Raw genomic sequence first — 15,485 nt, 5'->3', positions numbered from 1 at the left:
AGGGCTGGAGTAAGGCTCCGGCCCGTCCTCAGCGGTAAACGACGACGGCGTCGCGGCGCAGGTCGCGCAAGTGGCGTCGTCCCATCATCGACAGTTGTTGCTCATATAGCGTGTCGTCGATCTGCTCGCGCGTTGGCATCTGGCCTTGTGTCGGCCGGTGTCCGCAGATGACCAGCATTTCGACGCCGCGGTCGCTCCGGAGCGGAACCGTCGCGCGACCGACAGGAACATTGGCCAGCGCCTGCCGGATCCGTGGTTCGAGGTTTCCGGCGATCACTTGTTGCGGCGGCGACGATGTGCCGCTCAGATACTTGCGGATCAGCGCAGGCGCGTCTTCACAGGACGTGACCTGAGATCTGAACTCCTCCGCTTCGCGCGCACGCCGGGCGACGGCTGCCGGTTCCGCGTCCGGCGTCAGCGGCAGGACCACTTGCATCAGTGAGTATTGGTCGCGCATCGGGTCGCCGCCGATGCCCGTCTGCATGGCGCGAACATGGACGATGTAAAATCCGTTCACCGTGCGGATCGGATCCGAGATCATGCCGGTCTGCATATTTGCCACGACGTCGCTGACGCCGGCAGGAAGCTGGCTGGCATGTACCCATCCGATGTCGCCGCCATTGGCGGCTGAAGCGGACTGGCTGAACTGCCGGGCCACGGCCTCAAAGGGCGCCCCTTCGCGCATCTGCTCGACAAGGCGTTGTGTCCCCGCGGCAATTTCCTCGGCGTGAGCGGGGCCATCGAAGGTGATAAGAATCTCCGACACGAGGTAACGGGGCTGGTCAGCCTCTTCCTCCAGCCGGCGTAACACTTCATCGATCTCATTCTGGCCGACGGTCACCATCCCACCGAACTGTTGCTGAACGACACGCTGCCAAGCGATATCGGCTGCAATCTGCGCTTCCAACGTCGATTTGGAAATGCCGCCATCCAGCAGGAACTGCTCGATCTGTGCGACCGTCATATTCGATCGTTGCGCAATCCTTTCGAGCGCGGAACTCAGTTCGGCTTCTTCGACCTTGACGTTGAGCCGCCGCGCTTCCTGTGTCTGCAGATATTCGTCGACCAGCGCGCGTAAAACCTGACCCCGGATGCGCGACACGTTTTCGGGTGTATTTGGAATCCCCGAACTCACCATGACCAGCCGCACCCGCTGCTCGAGGTCGTAGGACGAAATGATCTGGTCGTTGACGATTGCTGCAATTGCCTGCGAGTCCGCCGCTTGGTCGGCGCTCTGGGCGATGGTTGCCTTGGCGGACAGGGCGACTGAAACGACGAAGCAAGCCAGCACAATGCCGCGTATTGACCGATAACAATGGCCTCCGGCGGGCGTGTTGGCGCTCGCAAGCATGTCTGACGTCATCGTAACTTTCATGAGGGCCGAAGGCCCCTCCGGTTAGAGCGTGGTGCCGGGTTTTCCCGATCCGCTGGGCGACAGAATACTTGAATCAGGCCTCTAATCAACCTGTCCCCGCTCGTTCGCGGAGCACTAAAAAGCGGCCGCTTTCAAATGCTTGCGGACTGCGCGTCATCAGTCGACCTGTGGCCTGCCGGCCACCCGCGCCGTGCCCAGCGTTTTGAACGTAATCTGCAGAATTACCGAACTTTCCGGCTCAATGTCGCGATCGCGGATGAATGACTGGTTGAAGGCGACCGAGAAGTCGAAACATTCGTCCTCATAACCAAATCCGATTCGGTTAGCGATGGCCCGGTCATTGGCGATATCGTGCCGCGTTCGTCCGAATAGGCGCCAGTATTCGTCAAGTTTCAGGACACCGCCGAGAAAGACTTCCTCGCGGGACGCGAGTGCAACCGACGGGTCGGCCGCGAAGTAAGCATAGCCGAATTGCGCGCTCACACGGTCGGTGCGACCCATCAGGTTAACCTCGTTGCGCCGTATCTTGTACCGCTCGTCGTCGATCCGGAAGCGATAAGTCAACAGAAGGTCGTTCGACGGAGCAACGCTGAGGCCGCCGACATAGTCGGAAGATTGGTCGCTGAGCCCCGAGCTGGGCGCCAAGCTCGTATTGTCGTTAGTACGAAAACTTTGCCCCAGCAGCGCCGATGCCTGTCCACCGCTCGGTGTGAAAACGGCGTAACGCACGCCGACATTGGCGCGGGCGCCAGTTTCCCAGCGATCGAGACCGACAAACCTGTTTTCAGAGAAGAGATTGGTATCGTCGAACTCGAAACTCAGCGAGTCTTCATCGGGGATTTTAACAGTGTTGCCGACGTCGGGCGAATAGATGAGTTGAACGATGGGCTCGACGACCTGCCGGAACCGATCGTCGGAGCGCGCCATCGGAAAGCTCCACTCGGCCCCGATCGTCGGCAGGCCGCGGGCGATGGTCGTGCTATCGAAAGTTGTGCCCGGCAGCGCCGGATTGGGTACGTCGCTCACCGAATAGAAGTCGCCGCGAAGATTGGCGAAAAGCCGGTAAACGATCCCGGCTGCGGTCGTCTCACGTCGGTCCCAGTCGACTTGGGCGGAGAGACGTCGCGAGCTCGCGCCTTGTTCGCGGTCGAGCACCATGGCATTGGCTGCAAAGCCCACACGCCCGCCTGCGATTTGTTCGGGATAGAAATAATTATACTGCAGGATGGGTGCGACCCAAGGCGTCGTGGCATTCTGATCCGCCGCCAGCAGTCCACGGAAGTAATAAGCGTCCGCCGTAAAGCTGTTGCGCCCGTTGGCATAGCGCGCATTTACGTTGCTGATCAGATCGGTCGCCGACGACAGGTCGTATTTACGCAGATAGGTATCGTCGGTCGTGAGCTCGGAACGAAACCCCCAACGCCAGTTGTCATCAATGACGAAATCGCCGTCGCCGAACAGGCTGCCTCGAAAATCGGCGTCGCCCGGCGTGCCCGCTGTCTGGGTGCGTGGCCATGTGCCGGTCCCGAACATCTTGAACTTCCCGCTCTCAACGTGCTGTCGATACTCACCTTTGTAGATAATACCTTCCTTGGTCGTAAAACGCGGCATCAGCGTCACGTCTTTATCGGGTGCGATCGTCCAGTAATAGGGAATTTCCACTTCCTGGCCGAGGTCGGTCGAGCTCGCGAGTTTTGGGGGCAGAAAACCGGATTGCCGCTTTACGGTCGGATCGGGATGGGAGAAAAACGGAATATAGGCGACAGGAATGCCGAAGAATTCCAGATAGGCATCCTCATAGATAATGCGTTGTTCTTCTTTGTTGTGGATGACGCGGAACGCCTTGATCTGCCAAAGCGGAGTGGTCTGTCCCTTTTCCTCGCAGATATCGCAAGGGCTGTAGACGCCGCGATGCAGCGTCGTCATGTTGCCCCCGGTGCGGACGACGTCGTGTCCGGCAAGTTTGGAATTGTCGCTCAGCAATATCCGGAGCGTCTGGATCACGCCGTCTTTCATCTCATTCCGAAGAACAAGACGGTCGGCGAAGGCAACCTCGCCCTGCGGATCGAGCAATACGACATTGCCGTCGGCCGTCACCACACCTGTTGACTCGTCATAAGTCACACGATCGGCCAGGAGCACGCGACTCCCGAAGGCGATTTCGACATGCCCCGTCGCCGTGACCAGTCGGGCGTTGCGGTCATAGGCCAGCTCGTCGGCCTGCATCAGCACGTCGCCGGACTGCTGAAACGACTGCTCAGGGCCTCCCGCCAAGGTTTGCACATTGGCCTGACCCACCGCTGGGCCGGCGCCATGCAGGCAAAATACCAGCGCCGCGCCAACCATGAGCGCGCCATTGCCTCGGCAGCGGCCGCCAGTCTCCATCCATCGCCCCCATGTCACGTTTGCGTCCCGCCCCCAACTGCCCCGGATTCGCACCCGGTACCGCCCAATATCTAACCGTCTTCGAGGTGAAAGAGAACAGCAAGCCCCAAAAGCATCACCACAGCCGACGGCGCCCAGGCCGCCAGCAGTGTCGGCAATATCCCCGACAGGCCAAGGGCGAGCGACAGGTCGCCAAGAAAATAGACCAGAAAGCCGGAAAATATGCCGCCGAGGATGACTTGAACGACCCCTCCGAAGCGCGCCGTGCGCATCGAAAATGCGGCCGCAACCAGCACCATGGTGCAGAGCAATACGGGTGTGGCCAGTATCTGGTGGAAATGCAGCCGATATCGCCGTGCCGAAAAGCCGGCTGCTTCGGCGGTCTGAATGAAATGCGGCAGGTCCCAGAACGAAATCGTATCGGGCCTTGCGAAGCTGTCATGCACCTGTTCGGCCGTCAACGAGGTTTCCTGCCGGTAGGTCTCATAGCGGCGTGGCTGGTCGTTGATCAGCAGAATCCACACGTCCCCGAGGGCCCAATACCCGTCTTTCAGCACCGCCTCGCGCGCGTCGATTCGTCCAAGAAAAGCATTGGCATTGCTGTAAAGAAAAATCGTGACGTCATAGAGCTCGATGCCCTGCTCGCCGATGCGCAGGGCGTGGACAACCGACTGGCCGGTCGAATCGGCCTGACGCAACCATAGCCCGTTTGACGAAAGAGCAAGGAAGCTCGACCGTTGACTGAGATGCTTCGACTCCAGTTGTTGGAATTGCGTGGCCAGCGTCGCCGAAATTGGATTGTAGACCATCACAACAAATGAGCCGATGACAAAGGAGACAACGAGTGCCGGGGTGATGAACTGCCAGACCGACACGCCGGCCGCCCGCGCAACAACCAGTTCGTTATTGCGGCTGAGCCGCAGAAATGCCGCCATACCACCGAAGAGAAAAGCGAAGGGAAGCGTCTTTCCGCCGATCCGGGGCAGGTCCAACAACGCCATTGATGCAATTAGCCCGAACGAAATGTCCGGTTTCTCGGCGCTCCGCCGAAGTAGCTCGACCAGCCCAAGCATGAAAATGAGCGTAAGAAAGATGAAAAAGGTAATGAGCACGACGGTGAAAAACTGCCGGGCCAGATAGCGTGAAAGCGTCCATGACATGTTCATGCGCGTCTCTCTCTGCCGGGACGCCGCGGCAGCCATCGCAGAGTCCGGCCGAAGCGCACGCCGCCGAGTGCGGCAAGCGAAATGGCACATGCCGCAATAGGTACGAGATATACCAGGGGAACGAAATCCAAGTTGTTCTGGGACGCATTGGCGAGCGCAAATCCGACGACCCGCAGCCCCAAGGCCGCGCCCGCCGCCACCACCATCCGCATTGCATAGCCACGCCGATTGAATGGCGCCGGCAACAGCGCCGCAAGAGCGATCAACGCCAGCGCTACCGGATATATGCCTTCCACGAGCCGTTCATGAGCGTCCGCCCGTAACTTGTCGCGTCGCAACTGCCCATATTGATCGTCCGGTGCCGGATTGATGAGTTCGCTGAAATAGCGCTCGCGGCCTACATAGACGACCGCTGGATGATCTTGAATGTAAGCCGACATATCGAAAGTATATTTGTCGAAATAAAGTAGCGTTGCCGCGCCCATCTCCTTGCCGGCGCCGCGCGAAACGCGTTGGATGTTGCCGTTGAACATTACCAGAAGTGGACCCCTTGGTCCTTTTACAAGACTGCCCGTCTCAGCCATGTAGGTAATGGGCTCGGCGGGATTGCGGCCATCATGGACCAGGATGCCGTGCGTGGTTCCGTCCGCTGCGCGATCCCGCACATAGACAGTCAATCCCGCGGTCGGATTGGTGAACGTGCCTTCCCGGATCATTGACGACGCGACATCGGTTCGGACGTCATAGAGGCGGGTTTTGAGTTCGCGCAACCCCGCCGGTGCGACATAGACGCTGAAGGAAAGCACGAGGACCGACACGGCAAACGCAATTGTGAGGATAGGCAGTGCGACCGACCACAGGCTGACGCCAGCGGAGAACATTACGACGATTTCGCTGTCGGTGATCAGTTTGTGCAGCGTATAGAGCAGCGCACAAAAGAGCGAGATTGGAAGGACGATGACGAGTGTGCTGGGCAGGGCGAGTGCGGTGAGCTGAAAAAATGTCACGAGAGTCTGTCCCTGCATGATCAGCACATCGAGCATGCGCAACGCCTGTGTCAGCCAGACGATGCCGGTCAGCACCACAGTCGCCAGGACGAGCGGCCCCAGCGCCTGCAAAAATATGTACCGCGATAGGCCCTTCAGCATGAGTCCGGCTCCCGCCCGGAAATCTGGTCTCTGCGCTTGTGGAAACGTCCGGACGGTCTGTTGCCTGCCCGGTCGGCGATGGCTTTCCCTTGCCGGCGATTCAGCTAGGATGTACGGCGGTTTGTCGGGCTCTATTGAGAGAAATGGTTATCCCATTTCGACGGGCGGGAAAAGGCGGCAGGGGGCCTTTTCCGGACCGGTGATCATGCGAATCGGTGAGTCGCACGCCCGAAACCGGACGTAAAGCTAATCAAGAGAGGCATAGATGAATATTTCCTTCGCCGACATCTCGCTCGCAAAATCGGGCGCGCTCGCTGTCCTGGTGACCGAAGGCGCGGCCCTTCGTGGCGCCGCAGCCGATCTGGACGCCAAAACGGGTGGCGCGCTGAAGCGGGCAATGAAGGCCGCCGGGTTTTCCGGCAAGGTCGGCGCCATGCTGGAGGTGATGGGGCCGCGTGGTGTCAATGCCAGTCGCCTCATTCTTGTCGGCCTCGGGAAATCGGCGGACCTCTCTGCCGCGGGCTTGGAGAAGGCGGGCGGCGAGTTGTTCGGCCGTCTCGAAAAGTCAAAGGAAACCTCGCTGTCGATCGTTCTGGATGGCATATCGGGCGCCAAGCTGCCGGCCGGCGAGGCTGCCGCCCGCGTCGCCTTCGGCGTCAAGCTTCGTTCGTACCGCTTCGACAAATACAAGACGAAGAAGAAAGCCGACGATGCAGCCGTCAGCCTGAAATCGCTGATCGTGATGACGCGCGCCGCGGTCGCTGCGCGCAGGGACTATGCGACGCTGGCAAAAATTGCCGATGGCATGTTCTTGGCGCGAGATCTGGTCAACGAGCCGCCGAATATTCTTTTTCCTGGCGAATTCGCCAAACGCGCCAGCGCGCTGTCGAAGCTCGGCCTCAAGGTCGAGGTGCTGGGCGAGGCGCAAATGACGAAGCTCGGCATGGGTTCACTGCTTGGCGTCGGCTATGGCAGCCAGCACGAGAGCAAGCTTGTGGTCATGCGCTGGATGGGCGGCAAGGCCGGCGAGAAGCCAGTGGCCTTTGTCGGCAAGGGCGTCTGTTTCGACACCGGCGGCATCTCGCTGAAGCCGCCAGCGGGTATGGAAGACATGAAAGGCGACATGGGCGGCGCAGCCTGCGTCACCGGCCTGATGCGCACACTTGCGACGCGCAAGGCCAAGGTCAACGCGATCGGTGTCATCGGCCTCGTCGAGAACATGCCGGATGGCAAAGCGCAGCGGCCGGGCGACATCGTCACCTCCATGTCGGGTCAGACCATCGAGATCATCAACACCGATGCCGAAGGCCGTCTCGTGCTCGCCGATGCGCTCTGGTACACGCAAAATCGTTTCAAACCGAAATTCATGGTCGATCTTGCGACGCTGACAGGCGCCATCATGGTCGCGCTCGGCAAGGAGTACGCCGGTCTCTTTTCCAACAACGACAAACTGTCGAAACAATTGGCGGACGCGGGCGAGGCCGAAAGCGAGAAGGTCTGGCGCCTGCCGATGGGTGCAGCCTACGACAAGCAGATCGACTCGCAGTTCGCGGACATGAAAAACACCGGCGGTCGCGATGGCGGTTCGATTACCGCTGCGCAGTTTCTCGAGCGCTTCGTCAACAAGACCACCTGGGCCCATCTCGACATCGCCGGCACGGCAATGGCCTCGCCCAAGACCGCGACCAACCGGAGCTGGGGCTCGGGCTGGGGCGTACGTCTGCTGAATCGTCTGGTTGCCGACCACTACGAAGCGTGACAGTTCAGTGACAGAACGATGACAGAAGTGCTGTTTTACCATCTGCAGAACGCGCCGTTGGAGCGCGTTCTGCCGCAATTGCTGGAGCGTTCGCTGGAACGCGGCTGGCGCGCCGTGGTGCGGGCAGGCGGGCCGGAGCGTCTTGAAGCCCTCAACAACGCGCTCTGGACCTATAGCGATGAGAGCTTTCTGCCGCATGGCAGCCGCGACGATGGCGCGCCGGAATCGGCACCGATTTTTCTGACAACCGAGGATGAAAATCCCAACGGCGCCAAAGTGTTGTTTCTGGTCGACGGCGCAGGGCCGGGGCCGCTCTCGGGCTATGAGCGCTGCGTCCTGATGTTTGACGGTCGCGACGCCGCCGCGCTGGCCGCCGCGCGCGAGCATTGGAAGGTCCTGAAAGCCGAGGGCCACGATGCGACCTACTGGCAGCAGAACGATGCCGGCAAGTGGGAGAAGAGGGCCTGAGGCGCCGGATACACGGGAATCCGAATAGAGGTCATGCATTCGCCGGTGATTGATCGCCCGCGGCGGCAGGCTCATAGTCTCTGGCAGATTCGATGAAAGGGGAGGGGATATCATGCCGGTCTGGTTACGCCGTACGCTGGTCACGCTTGGCGCGCTTGTTGTTGTCGCGGGCGCCGCCTACTACTGGCTCATTGTAGAGAGCCGGATGCCGTCGGATGCCGATTTCCCGCTCGACATCAATCAGGTTCGTCGCGCTGTGGCGGCTGTACCCGGCGACAAGCCCGGTTCTGTCGAGGTCGAGCTGATCGGCTCGTTCCAGTTTCCGGCCACGGCCATTGTCGCGGGCGACGGCTGGGGCCCGCGCGACGTGCCGGTCTATTCCTTCCGTCTGGTTTATCCCGGCACAAGCATCCTCATCGATACGGCGCTGAACGAAGAGCTTGGCGGCGGCAATCTCGTCACCTTCGACGCGGAGGCTTATGCGCGCATGGAGCGCGCAATGGCGGCGGTATCGCTGATCGTCATCACGCATGAGCACATGGACCATATCGGTGGCCTGACGGTGCATCCGGAACTTGCGGCCGTGCTGCCGTCGACGAAACTGACCCGCGAGCAGCTCGCGCATCCCGAACGCAGCTTGCCTGCACGCTTTCCTGAAGGTCTGCTCGAAGGATATCAGCCGCTCGACTACGAACAGTATCGTGTGATTGCGCCCGGCGTTGCGCTGATCAAGGCCCCAGGTCACACGCCCGGCAGTCAAATGGTCTATGTGCAGAAGGCGAATGGCGAGGAACTGCTCTTTCTCGGCGACGTCGCTTGGCACTATCGCAATATCGAAGTGTTGCGCGAACGCGCGCGGCTCATGACGCAGTTCTTCCTCAAGGAAGATCGCACGGCTGTGTTTGGTCAATTGGCGGCGCTGCACCGTTTGCATGAGGCCGAACCCGACATCGCACTCGTGCCTGGCCACGATGGGGGGATTGTCAATGGTCTTCTCGAATCCGGCATTTTGAAGCAGGGTTTCGCAATCGAATAGCCGCATAACGGGCTGCGCCGGGGAGGTGCCAATGTTTTGGCGGACGCGCATGATGCTCGTGGCGGTTGCGGCGCTCGGGTTTGCGGCCGGGCCGGCATCGGCGTCGATTGCCGATAGAACCGTTGTCGTCGCTCTCTTCGACGGATTTGCACCTTCAATGATCAGGGCCGGCGCCACGCCGCATCTGGATAAAATGCGCGCGGAAGGCGCGTGGTCGCATCGGCTCGCACCGGTCTTCCCGTCGGTCTCGCTGACCAACCATACGAGCTTCACGACAGGCTGCTGGCCAGCCCGGCACGGCATTCTCTCGAATGTTTTCTTCGACCCGAAGAAGGGGCGCTTCGACCACAGCTATGACGCCGACTGGCGCACCGGTTGCGAGACGATGTGGGAGGCGGCGGAGCGTCAGGGTGTCGTTTCGGCGGCGCTGCAGATCGCAGGTCGCGGGTCGGGCACGAAGGGCAAGCTTGCGACCTACGCAAACCGTCTGCGGCAACACATGACCGACGACCAGGTCGTCGAACGTGCGATCGAACTGCTGTCGATGACCGGCAGCGATCGACCACGTTTGATTGCCCTCTATTTCACCGGTCCCGATGGCGCCGCGCACAGACATGGCACACAGTCGGACGAAGCGCTGGCAGCCGCGCGCAAGAGCGATGCTATTGTTGGCAAACTGATGAAGGCGATCCGTGCCCTGCCGCGCGGCCGTGAGGCGACGCTGATTGTCGGCACCGACCATGGCATGATCGATGTTGGTCCGCTGATCAATATCGGCCGGATCATGATCAAGCACGCCATCAAGGGGCGCGTCGCGGCAGCCGGTACCAGCGCCTATATCTATCTCGACCGGGACGAAAGCGTGGCCCGCGTTGAAAAGGCGCTGGCGGAATACAGCGCCGCATTTGACGTTTATCGCAAGGGTGCACACCCGGCGTTCGCCCGCCTCGGAAATGGTCCGCGTTCCGGTGATCTGATGATCGTGGCGAAGCCGCCGCACTGGATCGAGGGCCCGGAAGTTTTTCCCGACTATGCACACATGTTCGGTGTCACGCAGGTCTGGCCGGAAATCTTCACGCCGCCGGTACACGTGCAGCGCGCCGCACATGGATACGATCCGGCATCCGTACCGCAGATGCACGGTATCTTCTATGCGTGGGGTTCGGGCGTCGACCGCGGCAAGCGCCTGGGCCGGATCGGCATGATCGATGTTCACCCGACCGTCATGAAGCTGCTTGGGTTGCAGCCCGGCAAGGGTGCCGAGGGCAGGGTGCTTCCACTCGGCCGCTAGCTAATCTGCCATCGCCTCTTCATAAGTCGCGCTCGCCTCAAGCCACAGCTCTTCCGCCCGCGCCCGCGCCTTCAACGCCTCGGCGCGTTCCTTCGCCGTCGCCGACATGGCGGCCGGATCGCCCGCCACCTTCGGATCGGCAAGTTTCGCGTCCAGTGCGTCGACGATCTTCTGGATACGCTGGATTTCCTGTTCGGCGGTCTGCGCTTTCCTTTTCAGCGGCGCCAACTGCTCCCGCTTTTGCGCGGCGAGCCGTCGCGCCTCTTTCTTGTCGTTGGAGGGGCGCGGCGCGCGAGCCGCATCGGCCACGGCGTCGTCCTCTGCCACCAGCGGCTTGATGCGCCTTGCCGGATCGAGCAGCCATTTCCGGTAATCGTCGAGGTCGCCGTCATAGGGCGAGACCGTACCGTCGGCAACCAGCCACAGCCGGTCGGCGCAGGTCTCGATCAGATGCCGGTCATGCGAAATCAGAATGAAGGCGCCGTCATAATCGTTGATCGCCATGACCAGCGCCTCGCGGCTGTCGACGTCGAGATGGTTGGTCGGCTCGTCGAGGATGATGATGTGCGGCTTGTGAAAGGTCGCAACGGCAAACAGCAGCCGTGCCTTCTCGCCGCCGGAGAGCTTTTCGACTTTCGTATCCGCCTTGTCGGCGCCGAAACCATAGGAACCGGCGATGGCGCGCGTCTGCGCCTGGGTGGCGTCGGGCTTCAGCTCGCGGAAATGCTCGTAAGGGGTATCGCCCATGTTGAGCTCGTCGAGCTGATGCTGCGCGAAATAGGCGATGCGCAGTTTTTTGGAATCGTATTTGTGCCCGGCACTCACGGTCAGCCGGTCGCAAAGGAGTTTTGCGAAAGTCGATTTGCCGTTGCCATTGGCGCCCAGAAGAGCGATGCGGTCGTCCTGGTCGATCCGGAGGTCGAGGTTTTTCAGCACGGGCTTGCCCGGCTCGTAGCCGACCGAGGCATGTTCGAGCCGGATGATCGGCGAGGCGAGCGGCTTGTCGGGCGCCGGAAAACGGAATGGCAGCACGCGTTCGCTCAGAATGTCGGCAATCGGCTCCATCTTGGCGAGCGCCTTCATGCGGCTCTGCGCCTGTCGCGCCTTCGAGGCCTTCGCCTTGAAGCGCTCGACGAAGCTCTCCATGTGGCGCCGGGCATCTTCCTGCTTCTTCTTCATCGACAGCTGCAGCATCAGCTTTTCGCGGCGCGTGCGGTCGAAGCGGTCGTAATTGCCGCTATAGACGCTGAGCTTCTTGTGCTCGAGGTGAAGAATGTTCTGCGCGACATTGTTGAGAAGGTCGCGGTCATGGCTGACGATCAGGACGGTATGCGGATAGGTGCGCAGATACTCCTCGAGCCAGATCGAGCCTTCGAGATCGAGATAGTTGGTCGGTTCGTCGAGCAGCAGCAGGTCCGGTTCGGAGAAGAGCACGGCCGCGAGCGCGACGCGCATCCGCCAGCCGCCCGAGAAATCGGCGCAGGGACGGCCCTGCGCCGCCTCGTCGAAGCCGAGGCCGGAAAGGATCGTGGCCGCCCTGGCGGGAGCGGCATGGGCGCCGATATCGGCGAGGCGCAAATGGATATCGGCGATCCGGTGCGGGTCGGTGGCGGTCTCCGCCTCGGCCAGCAGCGACGACCGCTCGATATCGGCGGCAAGCACCGTGTCCAGCAGTGAGGTCGGTCCGGCGAGAACCTCCTGCCGCACCATGCCGACGCGCCAGTTCTTGGGAAAGGAAAGGCTGCCGGATTCGGGCCCGTATTCGCCCGTGATGAGCTTCAGGAGCGTGGATTTGCCGGTGCCGTTACGGCCGACAAAGCCCGTCCGCTGCCCCGGCGGGATGGCGGCGGTGACACGGTCGAGGAGCAGGCGCCCCTCCATTCGGAAGGTGAGATCGTTGATATGCAGCATGATGGCGGGCTTTTAGCACCCCCGGTTGCCCGCGTCACCAACCCCGGCTATAAACCGCGCCAAATCTTCACCCCATCTGGTACAGGACGCTGACGCATGGCCCTCGAACGGACCTTCTCGATCATAAAGCCGGACGCGACCCGGCGTAATCTCACCGGCAAGATCATCGACCGCTTCGAAAGCGCCGGTCTCCGTGTGGTCGCCTCCAAGCGCATCCACATGTCGAAGGCGCAGGCCGAAGGCTTCTATGCTGTCCACAAGGAGCGCCCCTTCTTCAACGATCTGGTCTCCTTCATGATTTCGGGCCCGGTCGTCGTCCAGGTGCTGGAAGGCGAGAACGCCGTCGCGAAGAACCGCGAGATCATGGGCGCGACCAACCCCGCCAATGCCGATGCCGGCACGATCCGCAAGGATTTCGCCGAGTCGATCGAGGCCAACTCGGTCCACGGTTCCGACGCCCCGGAAACGGCGGCCGAGGAAATCAAATACTTCTTCAAGGATGAAGAGATCGTCGGCTGATTTGGACAGCCGCTGAATTTCGAAAGCCCCGCTGGAAACGGCGGGGCTTTTTGCATCTTTGGCCTACTGTTTGTTGGCTGCACGCCAAATGCTGCGGAGAATGTGAGGGTTACTTTAGACTTGAGCGATCACAAAGGTTCGTTAGCAGTTCGTCTTTAGCTCCGCATATCGTTGCGACAATCTTTGGATTTTCAAATTCTGGCTGCGGGTAAACGCGATGAACGGTTAGCTTGACGCAGATGTCCACCATCATGTGGAAATCTTCTTGTCGTGTTGAAATGTACGCCGCTCTGTCAGCTGTTGAGCCTTTTGCCATCACCAACTTCCCGCACGGCTCGACGAGCTCGGTTTGTATCTCGTTAATTTCGCCACCTTGATCTACCCAGAGATCGAGTTGTGATAAGTATTCATCAGAAATCTCGTTATTTGATTGCTCCGAGCAGCCATTAAGAGAAGCTGCAATGCAGACCGCATAGGCGAAATGACCGAGCTTCTTGATGCGCATCAATGTAATTTCCTTAAGTCGCCTAGATCTGATCTGATCTGATCATATGCTAATAGCCCGCCTGATGCGGCGGGCCTTTCTGTCGTCGTCAGATTGCCGGCACAAAAAGCGGCGCCGCCTCCGTCCCGTCCGCCTCCATCAGCGTTACCTGCTCGCCGACCACACGGGCGCGACCTTCGACCACCAGCTTCAATGCCATCGGGTAGAGCTTGTGTTCGGCTTCGAGCACGCGCGCGGCCAGCGTTTCGGGCGTGTCGCCGGACAACACCGGTACGGCCGCTTGCGCGACGATGGGGCCCTCATCCATTTCCGGCCGCACGAAATGCACCGTGCAGCCCGTGATCTTCACGCCAGCTTCGATGGCGCGCTGATGCACATGCAGACCCTTGAACGCGGGCAGAAGGGAAGGGTGGATGTTGAGCTGGCGGTTGCGCCATTTGTCGACAAATCCGTCGGAGAGAATGCGCATGAAGCCGGCATTGCAGATCAGTTCGACGCCCGCCTCGCGCAGCGCCCGGTCGAGCTCCGCGTCGAATGTCTCGCGACTGGCAAAATTCTTGTGGTCGATCACCTGTGTTGGAATGCCCGCCGCCTCGGCGACCTTGAGGCCCTCCGCACCGGGCCGGTTGGAGATGACGACGGCGATGCGGCCGCGAAAGCCGGGTTCGGCGCATGCCCCGATCAATGCGGCAAGGTTGGATCCGCGCCCGGAAATGAGGACGCCGATCTTCACGGTTTCGAGCCCAGGCCGCCGCGGATGACAACGCGCGGTTCGCCGGCATCCTGCTTGCGGAGCCGGCCGATGCGCATGACGGTCTCACCCGCTTCGGCCAGCGCGTCGGCGACTTCAAGCGACTGGTCCTCGCGCACGACAACGATCATGCCGATGCCGCAATTGAAGGTGCGGCCCATTTCGGTGTCGTCGACGCCGCCAAGCGCCATCAGCCAGCGGAAAACCGGCGGCATGGTCCATGCCGCGCCGTCGATCTCGGCGGCCAGCCCTTCGGGAAGCACACGCGGAATGTTCTCGACGAAACCGCCGCCGGTGATATGCGCCAGCGCCTTGACGGCGCCGGTCTCGCGGATCGCCTTCAACACGCTCTTCACATAGATGCGCGTCGGCGTCAGCAGAACTTCGCCGATGCTGGCGCCGTCGCCGCCGGGAAAGGGGGCCGAGTAGGAAATGCGATTATCCTCGACGATGCGGCGTACCAGCGAATAACCGTTGGAGTGGAAGCCGGAGGAGGCCAGCCCCAGCAGCACATCGCCCTCGGCAACGTCGCCGCGCGGCAACACGCCGTCGCGCTCGACCGCGCCGACCGCGAAGCCGGCAAGGTCGTAATCGTCCTTGGCGTACATGCCGGGCATCTCGGCCGTCTCGCCGCCGATCAGCGCGCAGCCGGCCTGCCGGCAGCCCTCGGCGATACCGGCAATCACCTCGCGCGCCACATCGACATGCAGTTTGCCGGTGGCATAGTAATCGAGGAAGAACAGCGGCTCGGCACCTTGCACCACGAGGTCGTTGACCGACATGGCCACAAGGTCGATGCCGACCGTGTCGTGGATATTGGCATCGATGGCGACCCTGAGCTTGGTGCCGACGCCGTCATTGGCGGCGACCAGCACCGGGTCCTTGAAGCCGCAGGCGGCCAGGTCGAAGAGCCCGCCAAAGCCACCCAGCGCCGCGTCCGAGCCCACCCGCCGCGTCGAGGCCGCCAGCGGCCCGATGGCGCGCACCAGTTCGTTGCCGGCGTCGATGTCCACGCCCGCCCCCGCATAGGTGTAGCGGTTCGGGCGGTCCTTTGGGGGGGTGGAGGCCATCGCTGCGGTTTCCGGGACTCGAATGGGGGAAAGAGGGGCACAAATCACCCGAAATCGTCCTCCGGCGCAAGAGAAAGGCTAAAATTCCGCAAGGCCTTTCT

13 protein-coding genes are annotated in these 15,485 nt (G+C 61.3%); 5 read left to right on the top strand and 8 right to left on the bottom strand.

Features of this window, described 5'->3' with window-relative positions; all coding sequences use genetic code 11:
* Window positions 1-28: 28 nt before the first annotated feature.
* The 4 genes from Q7V31_RS04875 to lptF all read right to left on the bottom strand — a co-directional run bounded on the left by Q7V31_RS04875 (window position 29) and on the right by lptF (window position 6,074).
* Window positions 29-1,363 (bottom strand): peptidylprolyl isomerase, encoded by a 1,335-nt coding sequence (locus tag Q7V31_RS04875; protein ID WP_304732715.1) that lies wholly within the window; start codon window positions 1,361-1,363, stop codon window positions 29-31.
* Between the two features lie 168 nt (window positions 1,364-1,531).
* Complete coding sequence (locus Q7V31_RS04870) at window positions 1,532-3,721, bottom strand: LPS-assembly protein LptD (protein ID WP_304732714.1); 2,190 nt, start codon at window positions 3,719-3,721, stop codon at window positions 1,532-1,534.
* 110 nt (window positions 3,722-3,831) lie between these two features.
* Window positions 3,832-4,926 (bottom strand): LPS export ABC transporter permease LptG, encoded by a 1,095-nt coding sequence (gene lptG / locus Q7V31_RS04865; protein WP_304732713.1) that lies wholly within the window; start codon window positions 4,924-4,926, stop codon window positions 3,832-3,834.
* Window positions 4,923-6,074: an LPS export ABC transporter permease LptF gene (lptF, locus tag Q7V31_RS04860; RefSeq protein ID WP_304732712.1), complete on the bottom strand. Its 1,152-nt coding sequence runs from the start codon at window positions 6,072-6,074 to the stop codon at window positions 4,923-4,925. Before lptF ends, lptG begins: the two co-directional genes overlap by 4 nt.
* A gap of 265 nt (window positions 6,075-6,339) precedes the next feature.
* On the opposite strand from lptF, the gene Q7V31_RS04855 reads away from it, so the two are divergent.
* From Q7V31_RS04855 to Q7V31_RS04840, 4 genes are all read left to right on the top strand, one after another.
* Window positions 6,340-7,833 (top strand): leucyl aminopeptidase, encoded by a 1,494-nt coding sequence (locus Q7V31_RS04855; RefSeq protein ID WP_304732711.1) that lies wholly within the window; start codon window positions 6,340-6,342, stop codon window positions 7,831-7,833.
* 18 nt (window positions 7,834-7,851) lie between these two features.
* Entirely contained in the window at window positions 7,852-8,301 is a 450-nt protein-coding gene (locus Q7V31_RS04850) for a DNA polymerase III subunit chi (protein WP_304732710.1), read from the top strand.
* A gap of 112 nt (window positions 8,302-8,413) precedes the next feature.
* Window positions 8,414-9,337: an MBL fold metallo-hydrolase gene (locus tag Q7V31_RS04845; protein WP_304732709.1), complete on the top strand. Its 924-nt coding sequence runs from the start codon at window positions 8,414-8,416 to the stop codon at window positions 9,335-9,337.
* 31 nt (window positions 9,338-9,368) lie between these two features.
* Window positions 9,369-10,628 (top strand): alkaline phosphatase family protein, encoded by a 1,260-nt coding sequence (locus tag Q7V31_RS04840; RefSeq protein WP_304732708.1) that lies wholly within the window; start codon window positions 9,369-9,371, stop codon window positions 10,626-10,628.
* Here Q7V31_RS04840 and Q7V31_RS04835 read toward each other — a convergent pair whose 3' ends face one another.
* Window positions 10,629-12,539 (bottom strand): ABC-F family ATP-binding cassette domain-containing protein, encoded by a 1,911-nt coding sequence (locus Q7V31_RS04835; protein WP_304732707.1) that lies wholly within the window; start codon window positions 12,537-12,539, stop codon window positions 10,629-10,631. It lies immediately after the preceding gene.
* 96 nt (window positions 12,540-12,635) lie between these two features.
* Here Q7V31_RS04835 and ndk point away from each other — a divergent pair, with 96 nt between their 5' ends.
* Window positions 12,636-13,058, top strand: coding sequence for a nucleoside-diphosphate kinase (gene ndk, locus Q7V31_RS04830; RefSeq protein WP_304732706.1), 423 nt, complete (start codon window positions 12,636-12,638; stop codon window positions 13,056-13,058).
* Window positions 13,059-13,167: 109 nt separating this feature from the next.
* Here ndk and Q7V31_RS04825 read toward each other — a convergent pair whose 3' ends face one another.
* From Q7V31_RS04825 to purM, 3 genes are all read right to left on the bottom strand, one after another.
* A complete protein-coding gene (locus Q7V31_RS04825; protein WP_304732705.1) occupies window positions 13,168-13,563 on the bottom strand; it encodes a hypothetical protein in 396 nt (131 codons plus the stop codon).
* An 88-nt stretch (window positions 13,564-13,651) separates the two neighbouring features.
* Window positions 13,652-14,296 carry a phosphoribosylglycinamide formyltransferase gene (gene purN, locus Q7V31_RS04820; RefSeq protein WP_304732704.1) on the bottom strand — a complete coding sequence of 215 codons (645 nt, stop codon included), beginning with the start codon at window positions 14,294-14,296 and terminating at the stop codon, window positions 13,652-13,654.
* Entirely contained in the window at window positions 14,293-15,384 is a 1,092-nt protein-coding gene (gene purM, locus Q7V31_RS04815; RefSeq protein ID WP_304732703.1) for a phosphoribosylformylglycinamidine cyclo-ligase, read from the bottom strand. Before purM ends, purN begins: the two co-directional genes overlap by 4 nt.
* Window positions 15,385-15,485 lie beyond the last annotated feature (101 nt).

Source organism: Parvibaculum sp. (genome assembly GCF_030651915.1).
Taxonomy (GTDB): Bacteria; Pseudomonadota; Alphaproteobacteria; order Parvibaculales; family Parvibaculaceae; genus Parvibaculum.
Note: the sequence above shows the minus strand (reverse complement) of the source record. Positions and strands in the feature narration are given on the sequence as shown.

What these genes read in the sequence shown, in the direction of transcription:
- Q7V31_RS04875 (WP_304732715.1), bottom strand. Translation starts at nt 1,363, where the DNA reads ATGACGTCAGACATGCTTGCGAGCGCCAACACGCCCGCCGGAGGCCAT.
- Q7V31_RS04870 (WP_304732714.1), bottom strand. Translation starts at nt 3,721, where the DNA reads ATGGTTGGCGCGGCGCTGGTATTTTGCCTGCATGGCGCCGGCCCAGCG.
- lptG (WP_304732713.1), bottom strand. Translation starts at nt 4,926, where the DNA reads ATGAACATGTCATGGACGCTTTCACGCTATCTGGCCCGGCAGTTTTTC.
- lptF (WP_304732712.1), bottom strand. Translation starts at nt 6,074, where the DNA reads ATGCTGAAGGGCCTATCGCGGTACATATTTTTGCAGGCGCTGGGGCCG.
- Q7V31_RS04855 (WP_304732711.1), top strand. Translation starts at nt 6,340, where the DNA reads ATGAATATTTCCTTCGCCGACATCTCGCTCGCAAAATCGGGCGCGCTC.
- Q7V31_RS04850 (WP_304732710.1), top strand. Translation starts at nt 7,852, where the DNA reads ATGACAGAAGTGCTGTTTTACCATCTGCAGAACGCGCCGTTGGAGCGC.
- Q7V31_RS04845 (WP_304732709.1), top strand. Translation starts at nt 8,414, where the DNA reads ATGCCGGTCTGGTTACGCCGTACGCTGGTCACGCTTGGCGCGCTTGTT.
- Q7V31_RS04840 (WP_304732708.1), top strand. Translation starts at nt 9,369, where the DNA reads ATGTTTTGGCGGACGCGCATGATGCTCGTGGCGGTTGCGGCGCTCGGG.
- Q7V31_RS04835 (WP_304732707.1), bottom strand. Translation starts at nt 12,539, where the DNA reads ATGCTGCATATCAACGATCTCACCTTCCGAATGGAGGGGCGCCTGCTC.
- ndk (WP_304732706.1), top strand. Translation starts at nt 12,636, where the DNA reads ATGGCCCTCGAACGGACCTTCTCGATCATAAAGCCGGACGCGACCCGG.
- Q7V31_RS04825 (WP_304732705.1), bottom strand. Translation starts at nt 13,563, where the DNA reads ATGCGCATCAAGAAGCTCGGTCATTTCGCCTATGCGGTCTGCATTGCA.
- purM (WP_304732703.1), bottom strand. Translation starts at nt 15,384, where the DNA reads ATGGCCTCCACCCCCCCAAAGGACCGCCCGAACCGCTACACCTATGCG.